Origin of the sequence: Flaviaestuariibacter flavus (assembly GCF_004337505.1) — a bacterium.
Taxonomy (GTDB): Bacteria; Bacteroidota; Bacteroidia; order Chitinophagales; family Chitinophagaceae; genus Flavisolibacter; species Flavisolibacter flavus.
In genome coordinates this window covers 136,106-151,807 of the sequence record NZ_SJZI01000002.1, presented here as the reverse complement: position 1 = coordinate 151,807, position 15,702 = coordinate 136,106, and the positions used below count along the sequence as shown (strand labels likewise).

Here is a 15,702-nt window from a genome sequence, read left to right as displayed (position 1 = left end):
CCGGTGATGCACATCCGCATTCATTCCGTTTTCCCTTTTGCGCCGGTTTTCGCCAGCACCCCACTTTTCACAAGGCTGCCCACAACGGCCAACCCGTATTCATGCGCCTGCCGGTTTGTATTGGGCGGATCGAAGCTTTCGGTTTGTACGGAATACAACAGGCGGTTAGCCGCGAGATCGTAGAAATTACTTTCCCAGTAGTAACGGGTGGATTCGGCATAATATCCCGGCGTTTGAATTCGGTCGTACAGCGCCCCGTAATACATCCACATGCGGTTCTGGTAGCGCCCGTTCGGCGGATTCTGAATCTGTGCCGGCTCGTAATGTCGTTCTTTCCGCTTATCGAGCAGCACAATGGTCATCACCGCGTCTACGCCATCGGCCTGCAGCAGGCTGGCAGCCTCGGTTTCATTCATGCCCCGGAAGCGCCCCGCGCCATAGCGCTCCAGGCCCGAAAACGCTGTATAGCCCCTCGATCGCAGGTCGCCCACGAGATGGTTCTCCATGGCCGCCCGCAAACCGGTGTCCGCGTCCCGGACGATCCCGAAGACCATGATGTTGCGGTAGCTTGCCGGTTCCAGGCCAGGCGTTTTCCAGGCGGAGGTAACGTGTGTATTTGCGCAACCCTGCGCCATCGCGATCAGGATAAACAGGAATAGCGATCGAATCGGGATCATTTGTGCAGTATTTGATGAACTATAAAGCTATCCAGGCAGGTAACGGCATTGAATGACGGCAATCATTCCGTCCCGTTATCATAGTCAGCCTGTGGCACTGCTTTCCGTGGAAGTTTGCGACGTAACCAGGCTTTGCGGAATGCGTGCTCCCTTTGGTTGAAAAGCACCCGGAGACGGCCGCTTCCTGATCGCTTTCAACGGCTCCTGCCAAAGCACCGAAACAACAGCCGTACCACAGGCCAGCATAATCGTTGACGCCGGTAGCAGTGTGAGTTCGAATAGCTTCCGGAGACCGGGCAGCAGGACGATGACCAGGCAAAACGAGATGGAGAGCGCGGGCACCAGGTAGCGAAACCGGTTGGGCCGGCGCCAGGAGCGCCAGATCGGCTCGGAAAAAGAACGGTTGACGAAGGTGAGCAACAGGTTGGCGAAGAGCAGTCCCAGGAACACGGCCGTCCGGGTGGCGGTGCTGCTCTGCTGCGGCATCAGGTAATGATAGAGCCACAACAGTCCGCCGCCGATGGCAACGCCCTGCACCACCGCGCGCCACGCGTCCCGCCGCCCGAGAATGCCCTTTCTCAGGTCTTTCGGCGGGCGAAACATCGTATCGGCAGCGGCCGCATCGCCCTCGTAGAAAAGCGAACAGGTGGGTCCCATGATCAGCTCGAGAAAGATTACGTGGGTGGGTGAGAAGATGTTCTGGTAACGCCACTGCAGCAGCAGCGGCACCACGGCTAGCATGAAAATCGGGATGTGCAGGGCAAGAATATAGCTGGTAACCTTGCGGAGGTTCTGCAGGATTTTGCGCCCCTCTTCGAGCGCCCGGACAATGTTGGTGAGCTTGTCGTCGGTCAGTACCAGGTCGGCGGCCTGCCTCGAAAACTCCGTGCCACGGTGCCCCATGGCGATCCCGACATGCGCGAGCCGGATCGCGGGCGCGTCGTTGACACCGTCACCGGTCATGGCCACGAAAGCGCCCTGCCGCTTCAGCGATACGATAACGCGTCCTTTCGCCTCCGGGGTCATGCGTGCAAAAAGATTGGTCTCCCGGGTCATCGCGTCGAGCCGGGCGTCATCCGCATCCAGTACATCTGCGCTGCTACGCACCGTACCGGTGACCGTAATGCCTACGGCCGACGCTATATGTCGCGCGGTCTCCGGGTAGTCGCCGGTGAGCAGCATCGGCCGGATTCCGGCCGCCCGCATCTGTTCGATAAAAGGCGGTGCTTCCTTTTTTGGAGGGTCGTATAAGGCCAGGAGGCCTTCAAAGCGAAAGGGATAGTCTTCCTGCGCCGGTAGCCACTTTTTTACATCCGGTGCGCTGGCGACCCCGAGCACGCGGAAACCCTGGGTTGCCAGGTGCTCCACCTGTTTTAAAACGGCTGCGGTCTCCGCTGTGCCAAGGCGGCACACCGACAGGATCTTTTCCGGGGCTCCTTTGGCGGCGGCCAGGTAGGCGTCGCCATCTGTATACAGGTGGGTCATCATGGGCGGCGTGCCCGCGAGCGGGTGTTCGTGCACGATCTCGCGGGAGCGGGCTGCGGGTCCCGCAAGGCGTTGGTAGGATTCCAGGATCGCCTTCTCCATTTCATCAAACGGTGCCGTTTCGCTCGCCAGCGCACCCATGCGAACCGGCCTTTCGGGAATGACGGAAGCATTGTTCAAATCATACAGTTCCCGGCTGGCCGCATCGTACACGAACCGGAGCTGCATCCGGTTTTCGGTGAGGGTGCCGGTCTTATCAAGACAGATAACGGTTACCGCGCCAAGGTTTTCGATGGTCTGCGGGTTCCGGGTCAGGACGCCCCGCCGGGACAGCCGCGCGGCTCCAAGCGCCATGAAGGTGGTGAAGGCTACCGGGATCTCTTCGGGAATGGCCGCCATGGCCAGCGTGAGGCCGTAAAGCAAACTGGCAAGAAAGTCGTAAGAGCGGAAAAAATTGAGCAGGAAAATGAGGGTGAAAGACCCAATGCCCAGGCCGCTCAGGAGGCGCACCAGTGGTGTGGTAGCAGCTTTAAGCGCGCTGCGCGGCTGCGGCGTGGCATCAACAAGGGCACCGAGCTGCCCGAGGCGGGTTTTCATGCCGGTATGGACCACCCGCGCAAGACAGGCACCACTGTTGATCAGCGTGCCCTGGAACAGATCGGCGTTCTCCGGGGTTTTTGTTACCGAAAAAGATTCGCCGGTGAGCAGGCTTTCATTTGCCGAGAGATCATTGGCAGTCAGCACCTGGGCATCAGCGGGAACCTTATCGCCTTCCGAAAGGCGGATGAGATCGCCGGGAACGAGCATCGCCGAAAGGACTTCACGTTCCTGCCCGTCGCGTACCACGCGCACCCGCGGCTCCACGAGCTCCCTTAGGGCGCGCAGCGCCCGGCTGCTACGTCGCTCCTGGAAATAGGAAACGGAAGAGACCAGCGCAATAGCAGTCAGCATCAGCGAGCCTTCCGCGGCGCGGCCCAGTGCAAAATAGAGGAGCGCGGCCACCACCAGCAGTACCAGCAAGGGATCGGCGAGAAAAGGCTTCATCCGCTGCCACAGCGTTTTCGGGCGGGAGGTAAGCTTGTTGAGCCCATAACGTCGCCGGAGCGCCTCTGCCTCGGCGCTGCTCAGGCCCGTGTATTGTCCGGTATCAAGAAACTCTTTCATGGACTTGCTGCTGGATGAGAAAATGCCGGCTGAACCGTCTCTTGCCGGCGCATTATAATCAAACGATCCCGGTCCCACTTAGTGGTGGGCAATAAAAATCGGTATCCGGTGCTGCCGCACAAGGTCGGCGCAAAAGCTGCCGTGAAACAGTTCGGAGATCCAGCCGCGCGAGAAAGCCCCCGCCACCAGCAGGGCATCGCGGTGCCCCTCCACCCAGGCTTTGAAATCAGGCCCGTCGGTGCGGCTGAGCGCCCGGAATTCGGCTTTCTTATAATGCGCGCCCACCAGTTCCCCGATCAGTTTACTCTGCGGAAAATCTCTATCCGCATTCCTGGCTGAATGGACCACGGTTGTTTCCAGCCGTGTCCATTCTGGAAAGAGGTAAGCAAACTGCTTGAGCGCGTATACCGACTCGCGGCTGCCGTCATAGGCGATGAGTATGTCTGCCGGGAAGGTCGGTCTTTCAGGGAGCACCAGCACCGGGCACTCGGTATCATGCAAGGCGTCGCGCAGGTACTGCGCCGGGCTTGCGTAGAGCATTTCGTTGTAAAAGGCGTCGCCACTAAGAATCAGCAGGTCGGCAAAGCGGCTTTCCTCGTGCACTGCATACAGGGCGAGGTCATAGGAGGTCTGGTGCACGCGGTGCGGTACCCGGCTGGCCTGGCACATCTGCTCAAAGCGCCGGATATTGGCGCTGAGCTCCGTTTCCTCCTCCGATTCGAGCAAAGCAGGAACCGGCATGCCCCCCTCCCCGGTGCCGGCATAGGACCATAGATTGGCAAGCGATACAACCGGTGCAAATACCCCGGTGGCCAGCACCGGCGAAAGCACATGCATCCGCTGCACGAACGAGATCATGTTTTCATAGAAGTTAAGTCCGTCAAACAGGAGCAGTACTTTCTTCATTGCCATGGCATTGAGGTTTCAAACGGTGTTGCGCGCGGTCTCCCGGCTATCCTAAGCACGCCTCGGGAAAAAGGCTTCATAGAGCAGCCGCAGGAGGGAGGCGACGGCATTACCCAAAATCCTGTGACCGACCAGCAACAGGAAGGCCGTTACCGCCCAGGCGGCGGCCTCAACGGCCGGTGTGCGTATCCATTGCGCTTGTAGCATAAGATTTTGTTTTGGAAAAGTTCCGCCGCAGGGGCCGGGTACACAATGATGCCGGGCAGCCGGAAGCGATGACCGGAATCATAGCATCAGCAGTTGTCTGCATTCAATCTCCGCCGATGTTATTTTGAATGGCGATAGCATCCGCCAGGAAGTCGTCGCAGCGGTATTTTTTACCAAGGTAATCGCGCTCGGCATGGTACAGGATGCGGCGCAACACTTTCATCCGGCTGACGAGCGAAGGTTGAACCAGGTCGTCCGCGGCCGGGCTGCGCCCCTGGTACAGGTCAGGCTCCAGCCCTTCGATCCGTTCCTGCTGCTGCCGGAAGTGCAGGCGTGCCGCCTCCAGGTTGGCAAGATGGCGCTCCGTTTTTTCCGCCAGGCGCCGAACCGTGTTGAGGCCAAGCACCTTCCGGAGCAAAGGTTCTGTGGCCTTGATCTCCTCGAGGTAGAAATCGATAAGACAGCGCCAGTCGGCGATCTCACGGATGAAATATTCGGAAATAATTGTGCGCATAGATCTGGTAAAAATTATCCAACAATCAGCGGCGACTGGCTGTCCGATTCGAAGCGCCCGGAACGTTCCCCGAGGCAGATGCGGAAGAATACACCCTCGATCTCCGATTCGTCATCCGGCTCAAAGGGCCACAGCCGCCCCAGGTGCATCGTTTCGCTGGAAATGACGGGCAGGTAGCGGCCCGTCAGCACCCGCACGCAATGGTGAATCGGCGCTCTTTCATGCAGCTCTTCAAACACGCCCTGGGCAACCACGCTTTTCCAGTTGGCCATGTCTCTCAGGTCGTCTACCTCGAAGCAGACCTTTGGATTCTTCCGCATCATGTCGAGCTTCCGGCCCTGCGCCGAATGACAATACACCCAGCCATCCTCGTATGCATAGCTGATCGGCACGATATAAACCAACCCGTCCGCGCTGCACCCGATCCGGCCCACGAACTGCGTACGGAGCAGCTCTTCGATTTCGTCAGGATTTAATTTTCCAAGCACTGCTTTTTAATTTGTTGTAAACCTATCTCAATCGGGGGCGGGTTCCGATGACCGGAGCCACCCCTGCCTATGACGTCGGTCAGGATCGGTAAAAGCCTCCGGGAAGGATCGGCCGCACGACTGATCGGGCGCTCCTTCAATGGTGCCACAAAATGAGCGGGGATTCGAGCGACGTAACCTGACGGGAGTAAACGGGACGGAGCCGCGGGGTAAAATTCGCCGCCGGCCGATCTTCGGCTACAGTACACCGGTAGCAGTAGTAGCCGTCCGCGCAGGGCGCTTCCGGATCCGGCAGCATCGGCTGCTGCAAGGCTTCGCAGGCCGCGCCCCGGTCGGCATACAATTCCACATGGAGTTCCCTTGGCGGAATCCCGTTCAAAAACACTTCGACGATAAACGTCAGGGCGCCGGATGCGGCTATGACGCGCAGCTCGCCGAACCGCAGACCCGGCCACCGCCTTTGCATACCTGCCATTTCCCGGGCTATTTCATCTGCCACCCGGGCAGCCTCCGCCGAGCGATGCCGGAAACGCTCCGCAGCTGGCTGGTAGTAGCCGCGAACATATTCCTGCAGCGCCCGCACCGACGAATAGGTCGGCGTAAGCAGGGCCATGCTGTTGCGCATTTTACCGATCCACCCGGTGGGCAGGTTTTGGGCGTCGCGCTGATAAAAGAGCGGGATGATCTCGTTTTCGAGCAGGTCGTACAGCCGCTGTGCGTCGTGGCGATCGTGCTCCTCGTCACTCGCGAAATCGAGGCGATCACCAAAGGTCCACCCGCAATCTTCGCGGTAGGCTTCGTCCCACCAGCCGTCCAGCTCCGACAGGTGTAGCCCGCCGTTGACCAGTACTTTCATGCCGCTGGTGCCGCAGGCTTCCCAGGGGCGGCGCGGCGTATTGATCCACAGGTCCACGCCCTGCACCAGCATCCCGGTGATCCGCATATCATAGTCGCCCAGGAATACGGCCCGATGCTGCACACCCTGGCCGTTGATGAAGGAGATCCAGGCCCGGATGACCTCCTGCGCCGCCGCGTCGCTGGGATGGGATTTACCGGCCAAAACAAGCTGCACGGGCCGCCCGGGGTGAAGCAGGAGCCGCCGGAGCCGGCCGGGGTCGGTCAGCAGCAGCCCGGGACGCTTATAGCCCGCAAACCGCCGCGCGAACCCGAGTGTCGGCAACGCAGGATCGAAAGGAGGAGGGCCCTGCGCCTCCGCGCCGCGGATCGCCAGCTGACGTCCGTAACTGTCATTCAGCTCCTGGCAAAAACGCCGGCTTTTTTCATTGCGGAAAGACCAGAGCCGTTCATCCGGCAGCTGCTGGATATCCTTACTGACCTTCTCCAGGCCGTACTTCCAGCGGTCTTTACCGCAGGCTTCCGTCCAGAGGCGATCAGCTTCGGGAGAATCCCATGTCGGCATATGCACTCCGTTGGTGACATGGCCGATCGGTATCTCGTCCAGCGGCCACCTCGGAAAGAGCGGCGCAAAGAGCGACCGGCTTACGGCTGCATGCAGGCGGCTCACCCCGTTGACCTGCGCGCTTCCCCGCAGGGCGAGCCAGGCGGTGCTGAAAGTGTCGCCGGTACTGCCATCACTGGCCTGCCCCAGCGCCAATAGCTCTGTGAATGAAATCCCGGGTCGCTCAGCGCAATAGCCGCTAAAATACTTTTCGAGCAGCGCACGCGGGAAGCGGTCAAAGCCGGCGCCGGTTGCGGTATGCGTGGTGAATACATTGCCACCGCGGGTGGCCGTCCAGGCCGCTGCGAATGAGCAGCCATGCCGTTGCATAAAATCGGCGGCCCGCTCCAGCACAACGAAGGCGGAATGTCCTTCGTTGAGATGACAAACCTGCGGTGTTTTTCCCAGCGCCTGCAGCAGGCGCCAGCCGCCGATACCCAGGATCATCTGCTGCGCAAGGCGGCGCCCGGGATCGTCGTCGTAAAGCCTCGACGAAAGCCCACGGTACACCGGCAGGTTGGCCGGATCGTTGCTGTCGAGCAGCAGGAGCTCGGTTCTTCCGACCTGGACCCGCCAGGTACGCAGCCACAACGAAGCCCCGGGCAGTGCCAGTTCTACCCGTAGCCACTCGCCATCGCCGGTGCGCAGGGGCGTCACCGGGAGCTGTCCCGGATCGTTGAAAGGAGCGAGGTAGTGCTGGGTGCCGTCGGCCTCCAGCACCTGCCGCGAGTAACCCTGCTGGTATAACAGCCCCACGCCGACGAGGGGAACACCCAGGTCACTGGCGGTCTTGAGAAGATCACCGGAAACATTTCCGAGCCCTCCCGAATAGATCGGCAAGGCCTCGCTGAGCATGTACTCCATACTGAAATAAGCAACCGAGAGCGGCTCGGTGCCCGCATATTCATGCTGGAACCAGGCCGGCGCCAATGCCTGCTGGCGCTGGGTTTCGGAGAGCTCGCGAATGAGCGCCACCGCGATCGGGTCTTCAAGCAGACCTTCGATGCGTTGGGACGAGACAGTTTGTAATACGACCAGCGGGTTATGCGTGGCCTCCCAGAGTTCCGGGTCGAGTTGGTGCCAGAGCTTATCGGTGGCATGGTTCCAGGACCAATGGAGGTCCATGGCAAGCGACCGGAGCAGGCGGATCAGTTCCTCGCTGTTTTCATTCATGGTTCAGACAAATACGGGATTAGCAACCCTTCGTGCAGGTCACGCGGTCTTCAGCACCAACAGCGGGAAGCCGGCCAGCTTGCTTACGGATTGCGTGTGGGTGGAGCCGAAAAGCCGCGACGCGAGCCCGTGCTCATGGGCGATCATCACCAGCAGGTCGGTCGGATGGCTATCTACGTAATCGAGGATGCCGGCATCGACATCATTGTATTCAAGGCGGTCGTAGATATAGTCGAAGTCGGCCAGGGCCCGCGCCAGTTGTATCCTTCCCGGTGTTTCTTCGGAATTCGTGTCCGCGCCTTTCGCATCGACATGGATCACGCGCAACGACGCGTTGAAGGTATTAATCCAGGACCGGAGCGGCTGCAGGTCGGCATGAGCGATCATCTCGCGGTAATCAACCGAGAGCACAATATGCTTCACCGGAACATAGGTTGTATTCTCCGGAACGATCAACACCGGTGTGTGCGACTTCCGGATCATTTGCGTTACCGTGCTGCCGAAGACGGTTTGCCGCTCCGCCTTCCTGCCCATCACCACGAGTTCGGCCTGCACAGAGCCTGCCTCGCGAACCAGCCCGCCGGCCTTCGATCCGCTGGTGGCCACGCCATCCACGGCGGCAACACCCGAAGAGCGCAGCCAGTTCACTTCCTGGAGCAGGCGCTGTTCGGGACTGATCTCCAAACCGCCGTCTGGCGTTTCGCGGTGTCCCGCATCCACGAACGCGGAAATCGGTGTCCGGTGCACGTACACGAGGTGTATGCGCGACCCGGTAGCTTTCGCCAACTGCACGGCATACCGGGTTGCATTGGCCGAGGCCGGGGTCAGGTCGGTGGCCACCAGGATCGTCTTCATAATGTTTCGTTTTATGCCTGAATTTGCAGCATTTCGCCCCGGGCAACCATGACGGCCGTCCGGCGCCGGGCTGACCCGCATCACAGGTCGTAGTCTACAGCGGAGACGGAACAGGGGTCAGGCGGGCCGCTGACCGCCGTCATCGGGCGGCGCCCGCATTTCGAAGAACTTCCTGTTTCAAAAATCCGGTATGCAACTACTCTTTACCCAGCCGGCCCAACCGGCCTCCGCTTCGGCGGAAACCCACCAGCCCGGATGGAAACGCGCCCTTTTGCTTGGTGTGCTGGCCTATGAAGGGGCCGGCGCCCTGCTGGGCGGTGCGCTGTTGGTAGCCTCGCCCGACGGCAGCCGGCTCCGGATGCCGGTTAGCATGCTTCGGGGCGCATTCGAAGACTTTTTGATACCGGGCATCGTGCTGCTCCTGATGGGTGTACTCAACAGCGTAGCATTCATAGCCGTCCTGAAAAGATGGCGCCGCAGCTGGATTGCCGCGGTAGCGGCCCTCGTTGGGCTGCTGATCTGGTTCTGGATCGAGATCGCCGTGCTGCTCCGCCTGCATTGGCTGCACGCGATGTGGGGCTTGCCGGTTGTGCTGGGCCTATATGCTGCCGTTCCCCTGATACCCCGCGATTTCCTGAGAAAAGGGCAGCTTTGGTGCGGGATCATTTCCTCACTGCTTTACGCGGTGATCAACGTTATCGTTCCTTACTATTGGGAGGGATATCATTGGCCTTCGCAGGTCATCAGCGAGCTGTCGGCGGTGAATGCCCCGACCCGCGCCCTTTGGTCGGTGCTGGCGGCGCCGTACACATTCCTCGTGCTGGCCTTTGCCTGGGGCGTCGTGCGCAGTGCCGGCGAAAATCGCCGCCTGCGCACCGCAGGCTGGCTGCTGGTGGCCTATTGTGCCCTGGGCTTTCTGTGGCCCTTCGCGCCCATGCACCTGCGCACCGTGCTGGCAGCGGGAGGCGGTAACTTTTCCGACACCCTGCACCTGGCCCTCGGCGCAGCAACGGAGTTGCTTTACCTGCTGGCCCTGGGATTTGTTGCGGCGGCATTGGGATGGCGCTTCCGGGTTTATTCCGTCCTGACCTTTTTGCTGCTCCTGGTATTCGGCTTTCTCACGTTCCGGGAATCGCCACAGCTGGCGCGCAACGGGGCAACGCCGATGATCGGCGTATGGGAACGAATCAACATCTTCCTCTTCCTTACCTGGATGAGCGTGCTGGCGGTAATAATGCTGCGCGGTGTTCGCGAAACGGTGCAGCCACACCTCCAAGCCGGCAGATTACCGGTCAGTGGTGCGCGATAAAAACCGGCAGGCGGTGGTTCCGCACCACGCCGGCACAAAAGCTCGCATGGAAAAACTCCGACAGGCCACTTCGCGCAAAAGCCCCGGCGACGAGCAGGGTATCGGGTTGGCCTTCGATCCATTCGCGGAAGTCCTGCTGATCGCCCAGGTCCAGCTGCCGAAACGTCACGTTTTTGAAATGAACGTTGGCAAGCTCCTCAACCAGGAGCGCTTCGGGCATCTTCCCGCCCGTGCCTTTGCTGGCATGGGCCACGGTGGTAGGCTGCTGCGCCAGACCGGGCAATGTGTAGGCAAACTGTTTCAATGCGTAAACCGACTCCCGGCCGCCGTCGTAAGCCACCAGGTTTTGGGCAGGAAAGGAAGACGTTTCGGGGAAGATCAGCACCGGGCATTCCGCGTCGTGCAGGGCCTCGCGGAGAAAGCGAAAGGGATCGGAAAACAGCATGCCGTTGTAAAAGGTTTCGCTGCTCAGGATGAGCAGGTCGGCAAAACGGCTCTCGCGCCGCAGCGCCGGGAGGGCAAGATCGTTCGTCACCTTGTGAACCCGGTAGGGCAGCCCCTTTTCCTGGCAGAGGTGCTCAAACTGGCGAATATGTGCATGCACCTGCCGGTCTTCGTCCTCTTCGAGAAAAGAACGCACCGGCGCGCCGGTTTCGCCGGCGAGGGCATAGCCCCACATATTGGCCAGGGACACCAGGGGCGCAAAAACCGCCGTCACCAGCACCGGCGACAAACGGTGAAGCTGCTGCGCAAAAGAGATTGCATGGGGCGAGAAGTTCGCGCCGTCGAAGAGGAGCAGGACCTTTTTCATTCGGAGTTCTTTGCTGTAAAATGAACGCTTTCGGCTTCGGGCCGCTATGACGGGCGCATGCCTTTTTGCTGATCGCGGTCAGCCCGGGGGCGATGGCGCGTGCGGGCACAATCATCCTTCCAGGCTGACCACGGTCAGGCGCCGGCACCGCTGTGTTGGTTAGGTTTGTGAATGCTTCAAGGGGCCACTTCTTACTAAGCCAACCAACTACCAGAAAATGAAACTTCAGATCGACTCCCGGATGCGACTTTCCGACCTCCGCCAGGTGTTCCGTAAACACTACCCCTACCTGCAACCCGAACTTTTGCCGGAGCCTGCCGCCCGCGAAGCGGGTGGTCGTAACGAACCCGATCTCCCGTTGGGGCGCCTGGCCGGGCGAGAGTTCACCGGCGAGGTTCTGATCGACCGCAAGTCGACGATCGCCTCCGTGGAGGAAAGCCTACAGCGCTTATCCGGCATCGGCATCCAGATCCTGCGCCGGGGGCCTTTTTACTGGGAAAACATCCTGCACAAAGAGTGTCATTGCCTCGAGCAGCAGAACCACATGGGCAAAGTCGTGACCCGTGGTATGTATGAGCCCGACCTGCTTTGAGGATGATTTTTCCGCGCCGGTGGATTCAGAACTCAAAGATTCCCTGCGACTCCATCGATATCTTCAGCTGGTTGCTTACCCGCGTGATGCCGGGTGCGGTCCAGGCAGCCTTGCCGGCGTCTTCCTTCTCTGCAAAGGAGCGGACGGTACCATGGAGTGTGGCCGTATTGCCGTCAACGATCACCGTGATCTTGTTGGCATCGATATTCGCCGACCGCTGAAAGGCTTCGTTGATCTTCTGCCGCACATCGCCGGTGGTAGCCCGCGGCTTCAGCGTGATGCCGTTATGCACCCAGCGGACGCCGACGATCTGCTCAACGGCGTTGCGGGCCGCCGCACGCTGGTATTCCCAGTCCACTTCGCCTTCGAGGTATACATCGCCGTCTTCCACGCGGACCTTGATCTTATCATCCGGCACCGAACTGTTCCATTGCAGTGCATGCACTACGGCGCCGGCAATATCGGCGTCGGATTTCCTGCTGGCGGGCAACACGCCGATCTGCATATCTTCCGCAATGGCCCGCACACCCGCAACCTGCAGCGTTTGCCGCTCCGCAGCCACCTTCCGCGCGAAAGAATCGACCTCACCCGAAAGCGTCACCACTCCATCCTTTACAGCAACGCCAATGGTGGCCGACGAAAGGAAAGGATCCCATTTCAATTGATCCATCACGTCTTTCTGAATCTGTGCGTCCGTTTTCATAATGGAAATTTTGAGTAAGAAAATGGCGGCATTGCACATCAAGGTAAGCGAGCCACAGGCCGCTGCATATGATGGCAGTCACGAAGGGTGATAATGGCTGTCAGGACCCGCCCGGGTAACTAGTCGCAGCACGTGGGAGCATTGCCATACAGGAAACAGAATCAAGATCCTTTGCTGCTCTGATTCCCGCGCCGGAGCACGTGGGCCCTGATTTCCTCCATGATCTCCACCTGAACTTTCTGGATGTCGAAAAGCGTTTTCATCTGCTCCGAAATGAGCAGGTCGAGTTTCTGGTGAAGGTTGCGCACTTCGATCTCGGCCTTCAGGTTTACCATGTAGTCATTGGCGGCACGCTGGCGGTCCTTTTCTTCCTTCCGGTTCTGGCTCATCATGATGATCGGGGCCTGCAGCGCCGCCACCGTAGAGAGGCCCAGGTTGAGCAGGATGTACGGGTAAGGGTCGAAGGCGTGTCGCAGCACGAAGGTGTTCAGCGCCATCCACGAAAACATCAGCAGCAGGCACAGGAAGATAAAGGTCCAGCTGCCGCCAAAGGAAGACACGTTGTCCTCGAGCCGCTCGCGGAACGTGGGCCGGCGCCCGTCAAAGGGCGACAGCTTGTGGGAAAGAATTCGTTCTTCCTCGATGGCCTCCACCACGATCTCATTGAGCTTTTTGAGATGTTGGTTTTCACTATCCAGGAGGTCGGTGAGCTGGCTGTTCAAAATTTCAGTTTAGAGGTCAGGAATGGGCTATAAAAACAGGAAACTGTTGTTCGGTGAGCACCGGTTGAACGAAGCTCTCGCGGAAAAGACGCGAGAGGCCGCCGCGCCCCATGGCGCCGCTCACCAGGATCGGGTGTGCCTGTTGCCGCATCCAGGAAGCGATGGCTTCTTTGGGCTTCCCGGTAAGATGCGTAAAGGTCAGGTCGTGAAAATGCTGCAGCGCCAGTTCCTCCAGGTACAACCGGTCGGGGATCGCATCCTTTTTGTCTTTGCTTGCGTAGGCCACCACCGTCGGAAGGGCGCTGAGCTCCGGGAGGAAGGAATAAAACTGCTTCACCGCGTGGGCGGCATCACGGCTCCCGTCAAAGGCGATGATGACTTTTTCCGGGAACCGGAAATTTTCCGGAACGATGATCGCGGGGCACTCCAGCGCGTGAAGCATCCGTGTAAGGTTGTCCCATTCCGCCTGCGCGAACAGCTTGTCGAAAATGCCGCCGGTTCCGAGCAGGAGCAGGTCCGCATACCGCGATTCTTTCCGGAGCTCCGTCAGGTCGGTATCGGCCACGCCTTCGTGGGTGCGGTAGGGAATGTCGTTGGCGATGCAGCGGCGTTCGAAGCCGCCCTTGACGGCGGCAAAAACCTCCGGGTCGGTTTGCAGCAGCGGTGGCGCGAGGGGAATGGCTTCCGGCGGCGATCCATAGATCGTCCAGGTGCCGTTGATGACGGGCTGCGGGATAAAGGCGGCGGTGAGCTGCACCGGGCCGAGTCGGTTGAGCCCGAGGGCAAAGTCAAATGCTTCCTCGGAGAAGCGCTCCTCGGATAGTGCAAGGAGGATCTTTTTCATACGGTTCCTGCTTTGATCCGCTACAAGTGTCGCACAATGCGGCAACCGGAGCCATGACCCGTATTAGCCCTGCCCGATGACCCTGGTCAGGAGCCGCATCAGTTGATCAGCTGCACCAGCTTTTCGTGCTGGCGGATGCTGATCCGGCCATCCTGGATATCGATGAGCCCTTCATTCTTGAAATCGGTGAGCGTGCGGATAAGCGACTCGGTGGCCGTTCCGGCCATTGCCGCGAGGTTTTCGCGCGTCAGCTGGATGGGCAGTCGCTCTTCGCCCCGCCGGAAGCGCTCCTGCGCCGCCAGCAGGGCATCGGCCACCTTGCGCCGGAGCGAGTTGTACGCAATCCGCAGCAGCTGTTCTTCCTTGAAGCGGATATCGCGCGCCAGCAGGCTTACGAACCGGCGGGTGACCTGGGGATTGGCGTTCATCAGCTCTTCGAATTCACCCCGTGGTATCGCCGCGATCTCGCAATCCTCCAGCGCCTCGGCGCTGACGCGGTAGGGCGTATTTTCCAACAGGGCCACGTAGCCGAAAAATTCGCCTTCGGAAACGATCTTCAGGATCAGCTCTTTCCCGTCGTCGTTGATCTTGTACACTTTCACCTTCCCTTTCTGCACATAGTAAAGGCGGATCGGGTGGTTGCCCTCGGTGAAGATGCGCTCCTTTTTCTTATAGTGATCGAGGTGGCGTCCTTCCACGAAAGCCTGCAGCACGGCATCACCGCCGGCGGCGGAGATCAGCTCGTTTACGCCCTCGAGGCCGGGTGAATGGACCTTGCGGAGCAGCTCCGACTTACGCAGCCGGCTCTCCACGGTGCGGAGCAGGTCGGTGGTATCAAAGGGCTTCGTGATATAGTCGTCGGCCCCCAGCGACATACCGTGGCGCACCTCGCTTTGCTCGGTCCGGGCTGTAAGGAAGATAAAGGGTGTCTGCTGCAACTCCGGATTGCGTTGCACCAGGTGCAGCACACCATAGCCGTCGAGCTCCGGCATCATGATATCGCAGATGATGAGGTCCGGCTTCACCTGCAGGGCCTCGGTAATTCCCTCTTTCCCGTTGCTGGCGGTCACAACGCGGTAGTGGCAGAGTTCAAGCAATTCGGCGGTATTTTCCCGCACCTCCGGATTGTCTTCAATGAGGAGGATCTTTTTCATACATTGGTTTTTTGTAGCACATGAAAAAGCATTCATAGGATCCTCAGCTACTCATCTATCCGACTTTGCCTGGCGTCCTGCTGAGCCTGGATGCGACGGCGGTACCGCCGGGCGACACTGACACCGCAACCGGTTATATCTGCCACAATAAACGAACCATTACCTTTTGGGAACTGAGTTTTATCCGGCCGGGCTTTTGCCTAAACCGCGCCGGGGAGGGTGCGGAAAACGATGTCGAGCAGCGCCTGCTCGGAAAAGGGCTTTTTCAGGAAGCCCTGCGCCTTGCCGATGAGGCGCTGTTGCAGGTCAGGGCCGGCCGTACCGGCCGAGAAAAACACGACCGGTATGGCGGAGGTCCGCCGGTCGGCGCGTGCGAGCTCGAGAAAGCGCCGGCCGTCGGTGCCGGGCATCATGATGTCGCACAGGATCATATCGGGATGCGCTTCCCGCGCAATCAGGTAGCCCTCGCGGCCATTGCGCGCCGTCATCACCTCAAACTGGTGCACCTCCAGCAGTTCCGCCGTATTCTCCCGGATCTCCAGGTTATCCTCTATGATCAGGATCTTCTTCATCGCGGTAAACTTCGCTTTTTGAAACAGCCTTTTTTATGAGCGTCGTCAGTGTCCTGCCTGTTCGTGA

General features: G+C 59.8%; 16 protein-coding genes. 2 read left to right on the top strand and 14 right to left on the bottom strand.

What is annotated here, in order from left to right; genetic code table 11:
* Positions 1–20 precede the first annotated feature (20 nt).
* The 8 genes from EPD60_RS01345 to EPD60_RS01315 form a co-directional block, all read right to left on the bottom strand.
* Positions 21–677 carry a hypothetical protein gene (locus tag EPD60_RS01345; RefSeq protein ID WP_131446072.1) on the bottom strand — a complete coding sequence of 219 codons (657 nt, stop codon included), beginning with the start codon at positions 675–677 and terminating at the stop codon, positions 21–23.
* An 84-nt stretch (positions 678–761) separates the two neighbouring features.
* Positions 762–3,326, bottom strand: a complete 2,565-nt coding sequence (locus EPD60_RS01340; protein WP_131446070.1) for a cation-translocating P-type ATPase — start codon at positions 3,324–3,326, stop codon at positions 762–764.
* Between the two features lie 78 nt (positions 3,327–3,404).
* A complete protein-coding gene (locus EPD60_RS01335; protein ID WP_131446068.1) occupies positions 3,405–4,238 on the bottom strand; it encodes a universal stress protein in 834 nt (277 codons plus the stop codon).
* Between the two features lie 45 nt (positions 4,239–4,283).
* Positions 4,284–4,439: a hypothetical protein gene (locus tag EPD60_RS17105; RefSeq protein WP_207896514.1), complete on the bottom strand. Its 156-nt coding sequence runs from the start codon at positions 4,437–4,439 to the stop codon at positions 4,284–4,286.
* Positions 4,440–4,542: 103 nt separating this feature from the next.
* Entirely contained in the window at positions 4,543–4,953 is a 411-nt protein-coding gene (locus EPD60_RS01330; protein ID WP_131446066.1) for a hypothetical protein, read from the bottom strand.
* A 14-nt stretch (positions 4,954–4,967) separates the two neighbouring features.
* Entirely contained in the window at positions 4,968–5,441 is a 474-nt protein-coding gene (locus EPD60_RS01325; protein WP_131446064.1) for a pyridoxamine 5'-phosphate oxidase family protein, read from the bottom strand.
* A gap of 136 nt (positions 5,442–5,577) precedes the next feature.
* The gene (gene glgP / locus EPD60_RS01320; RefSeq protein ID WP_131446062.1) at positions 5,578–8,073 is read right to left on the bottom strand and encodes an alpha-glucan family phosphorylase; all 2,496 of its coding nucleotides are present in this window, start codon (positions 8,071–8,073) and stop codon (positions 5,578–5,580) included.
* 39 nt (positions 8,074–8,112) lie between these two features.
* Positions 8,113–8,928 (bottom strand): universal stress protein, encoded by an 816-nt coding sequence (locus EPD60_RS01315; RefSeq protein ID WP_165871360.1) that lies wholly within the window; start codon positions 8,926–8,928, stop codon positions 8,113–8,115.
* Positions 8,929–9,118: 190 nt separating this feature from the next.
* Here EPD60_RS01315 and EPD60_RS01310 point away from each other — a divergent pair, with 190 nt between their 5' ends.
* Positions 9,119–10,237, top strand: coding sequence for a DUF998 domain-containing protein (locus tag EPD60_RS01310; protein ID WP_131446058.1), 1,119 nt, complete (start codon positions 9,119–9,121; stop codon positions 10,235–10,237).
* Here the strand turns inward: EPD60_RS01310 and EPD60_RS01305 are convergent.
* Positions 10,221–11,048 carry a universal stress protein gene (locus tag EPD60_RS01305; protein ID WP_131446056.1) on the bottom strand — a complete coding sequence of 276 codons (828 nt, stop codon included), beginning with the start codon at positions 11,046–11,048 and terminating at the stop codon, positions 10,221–10,223. The two genes, EPD60_RS01310 and EPD60_RS01305, sit on opposite strands and share 17 nt — an antisense overlap.
* 217 nt (positions 11,049–11,265) lie before the next feature.
* Here EPD60_RS01305 and EPD60_RS01300 point away from each other — a divergent pair, with 217 nt between their 5' ends.
* The gene (locus EPD60_RS01300; RefSeq protein WP_131446054.1) at positions 11,266–11,640 is read left to right on the top strand and encodes a hypothetical protein; all 375 of its coding nucleotides are present in this window, start codon (positions 11,266–11,268) and stop codon (positions 11,638–11,640) included.
* A gap of 25 nt (positions 11,641–11,665) precedes the next feature.
* Here the strand turns inward: EPD60_RS01300 and EPD60_RS01295 are convergent, their stop codons facing one another.
* From EPD60_RS01295 to EPD60_RS01275, 5 genes are all read right to left on the bottom strand, one after another.
* Positions 11,666–12,343: a BON domain-containing protein gene (locus EPD60_RS01295; RefSeq protein ID WP_131446052.1), complete on the bottom strand. Its 678-nt coding sequence runs from the start codon at positions 12,341–12,343 to the stop codon at positions 11,666–11,668.
* A gap of 161 nt (positions 12,344–12,504) precedes the next feature.
* Positions 12,505–13,065 carry a DUF1003 domain-containing protein gene (locus EPD60_RS01290; protein ID WP_207896513.1) on the bottom strand — a complete coding sequence of 187 codons (561 nt, stop codon included), beginning with the start codon at positions 13,063–13,065 and terminating at the stop codon, positions 12,505–12,507.
* Between the two features lie 16 nt (positions 13,066–13,081).
* Positions 13,082–13,909 carry a universal stress protein gene (locus tag EPD60_RS01285; RefSeq protein WP_131446048.1) on the bottom strand — a complete coding sequence of 276 codons (828 nt, stop codon included), beginning with the start codon at positions 13,907–13,909 and terminating at the stop codon, positions 13,082–13,084.
* Between the two features lie 98 nt (positions 13,910–14,007).
* A complete protein-coding gene (locus EPD60_RS01280; RefSeq protein WP_131446046.1) occupies positions 14,008–15,063 on the bottom strand; it encodes a response regulator in 1,056 nt (351 codons plus the stop codon).
* A 200-nt stretch (positions 15,064–15,263) separates the two neighbouring features.
* Positions 15,264–15,635: a response regulator gene (locus EPD60_RS01275; protein WP_131446044.1), complete on the bottom strand. Its 372-nt coding sequence runs from the start codon at positions 15,633–15,635 to the stop codon at positions 15,264–15,266.
* Positions 15,636–15,702 lie beyond the last annotated feature (67 nt).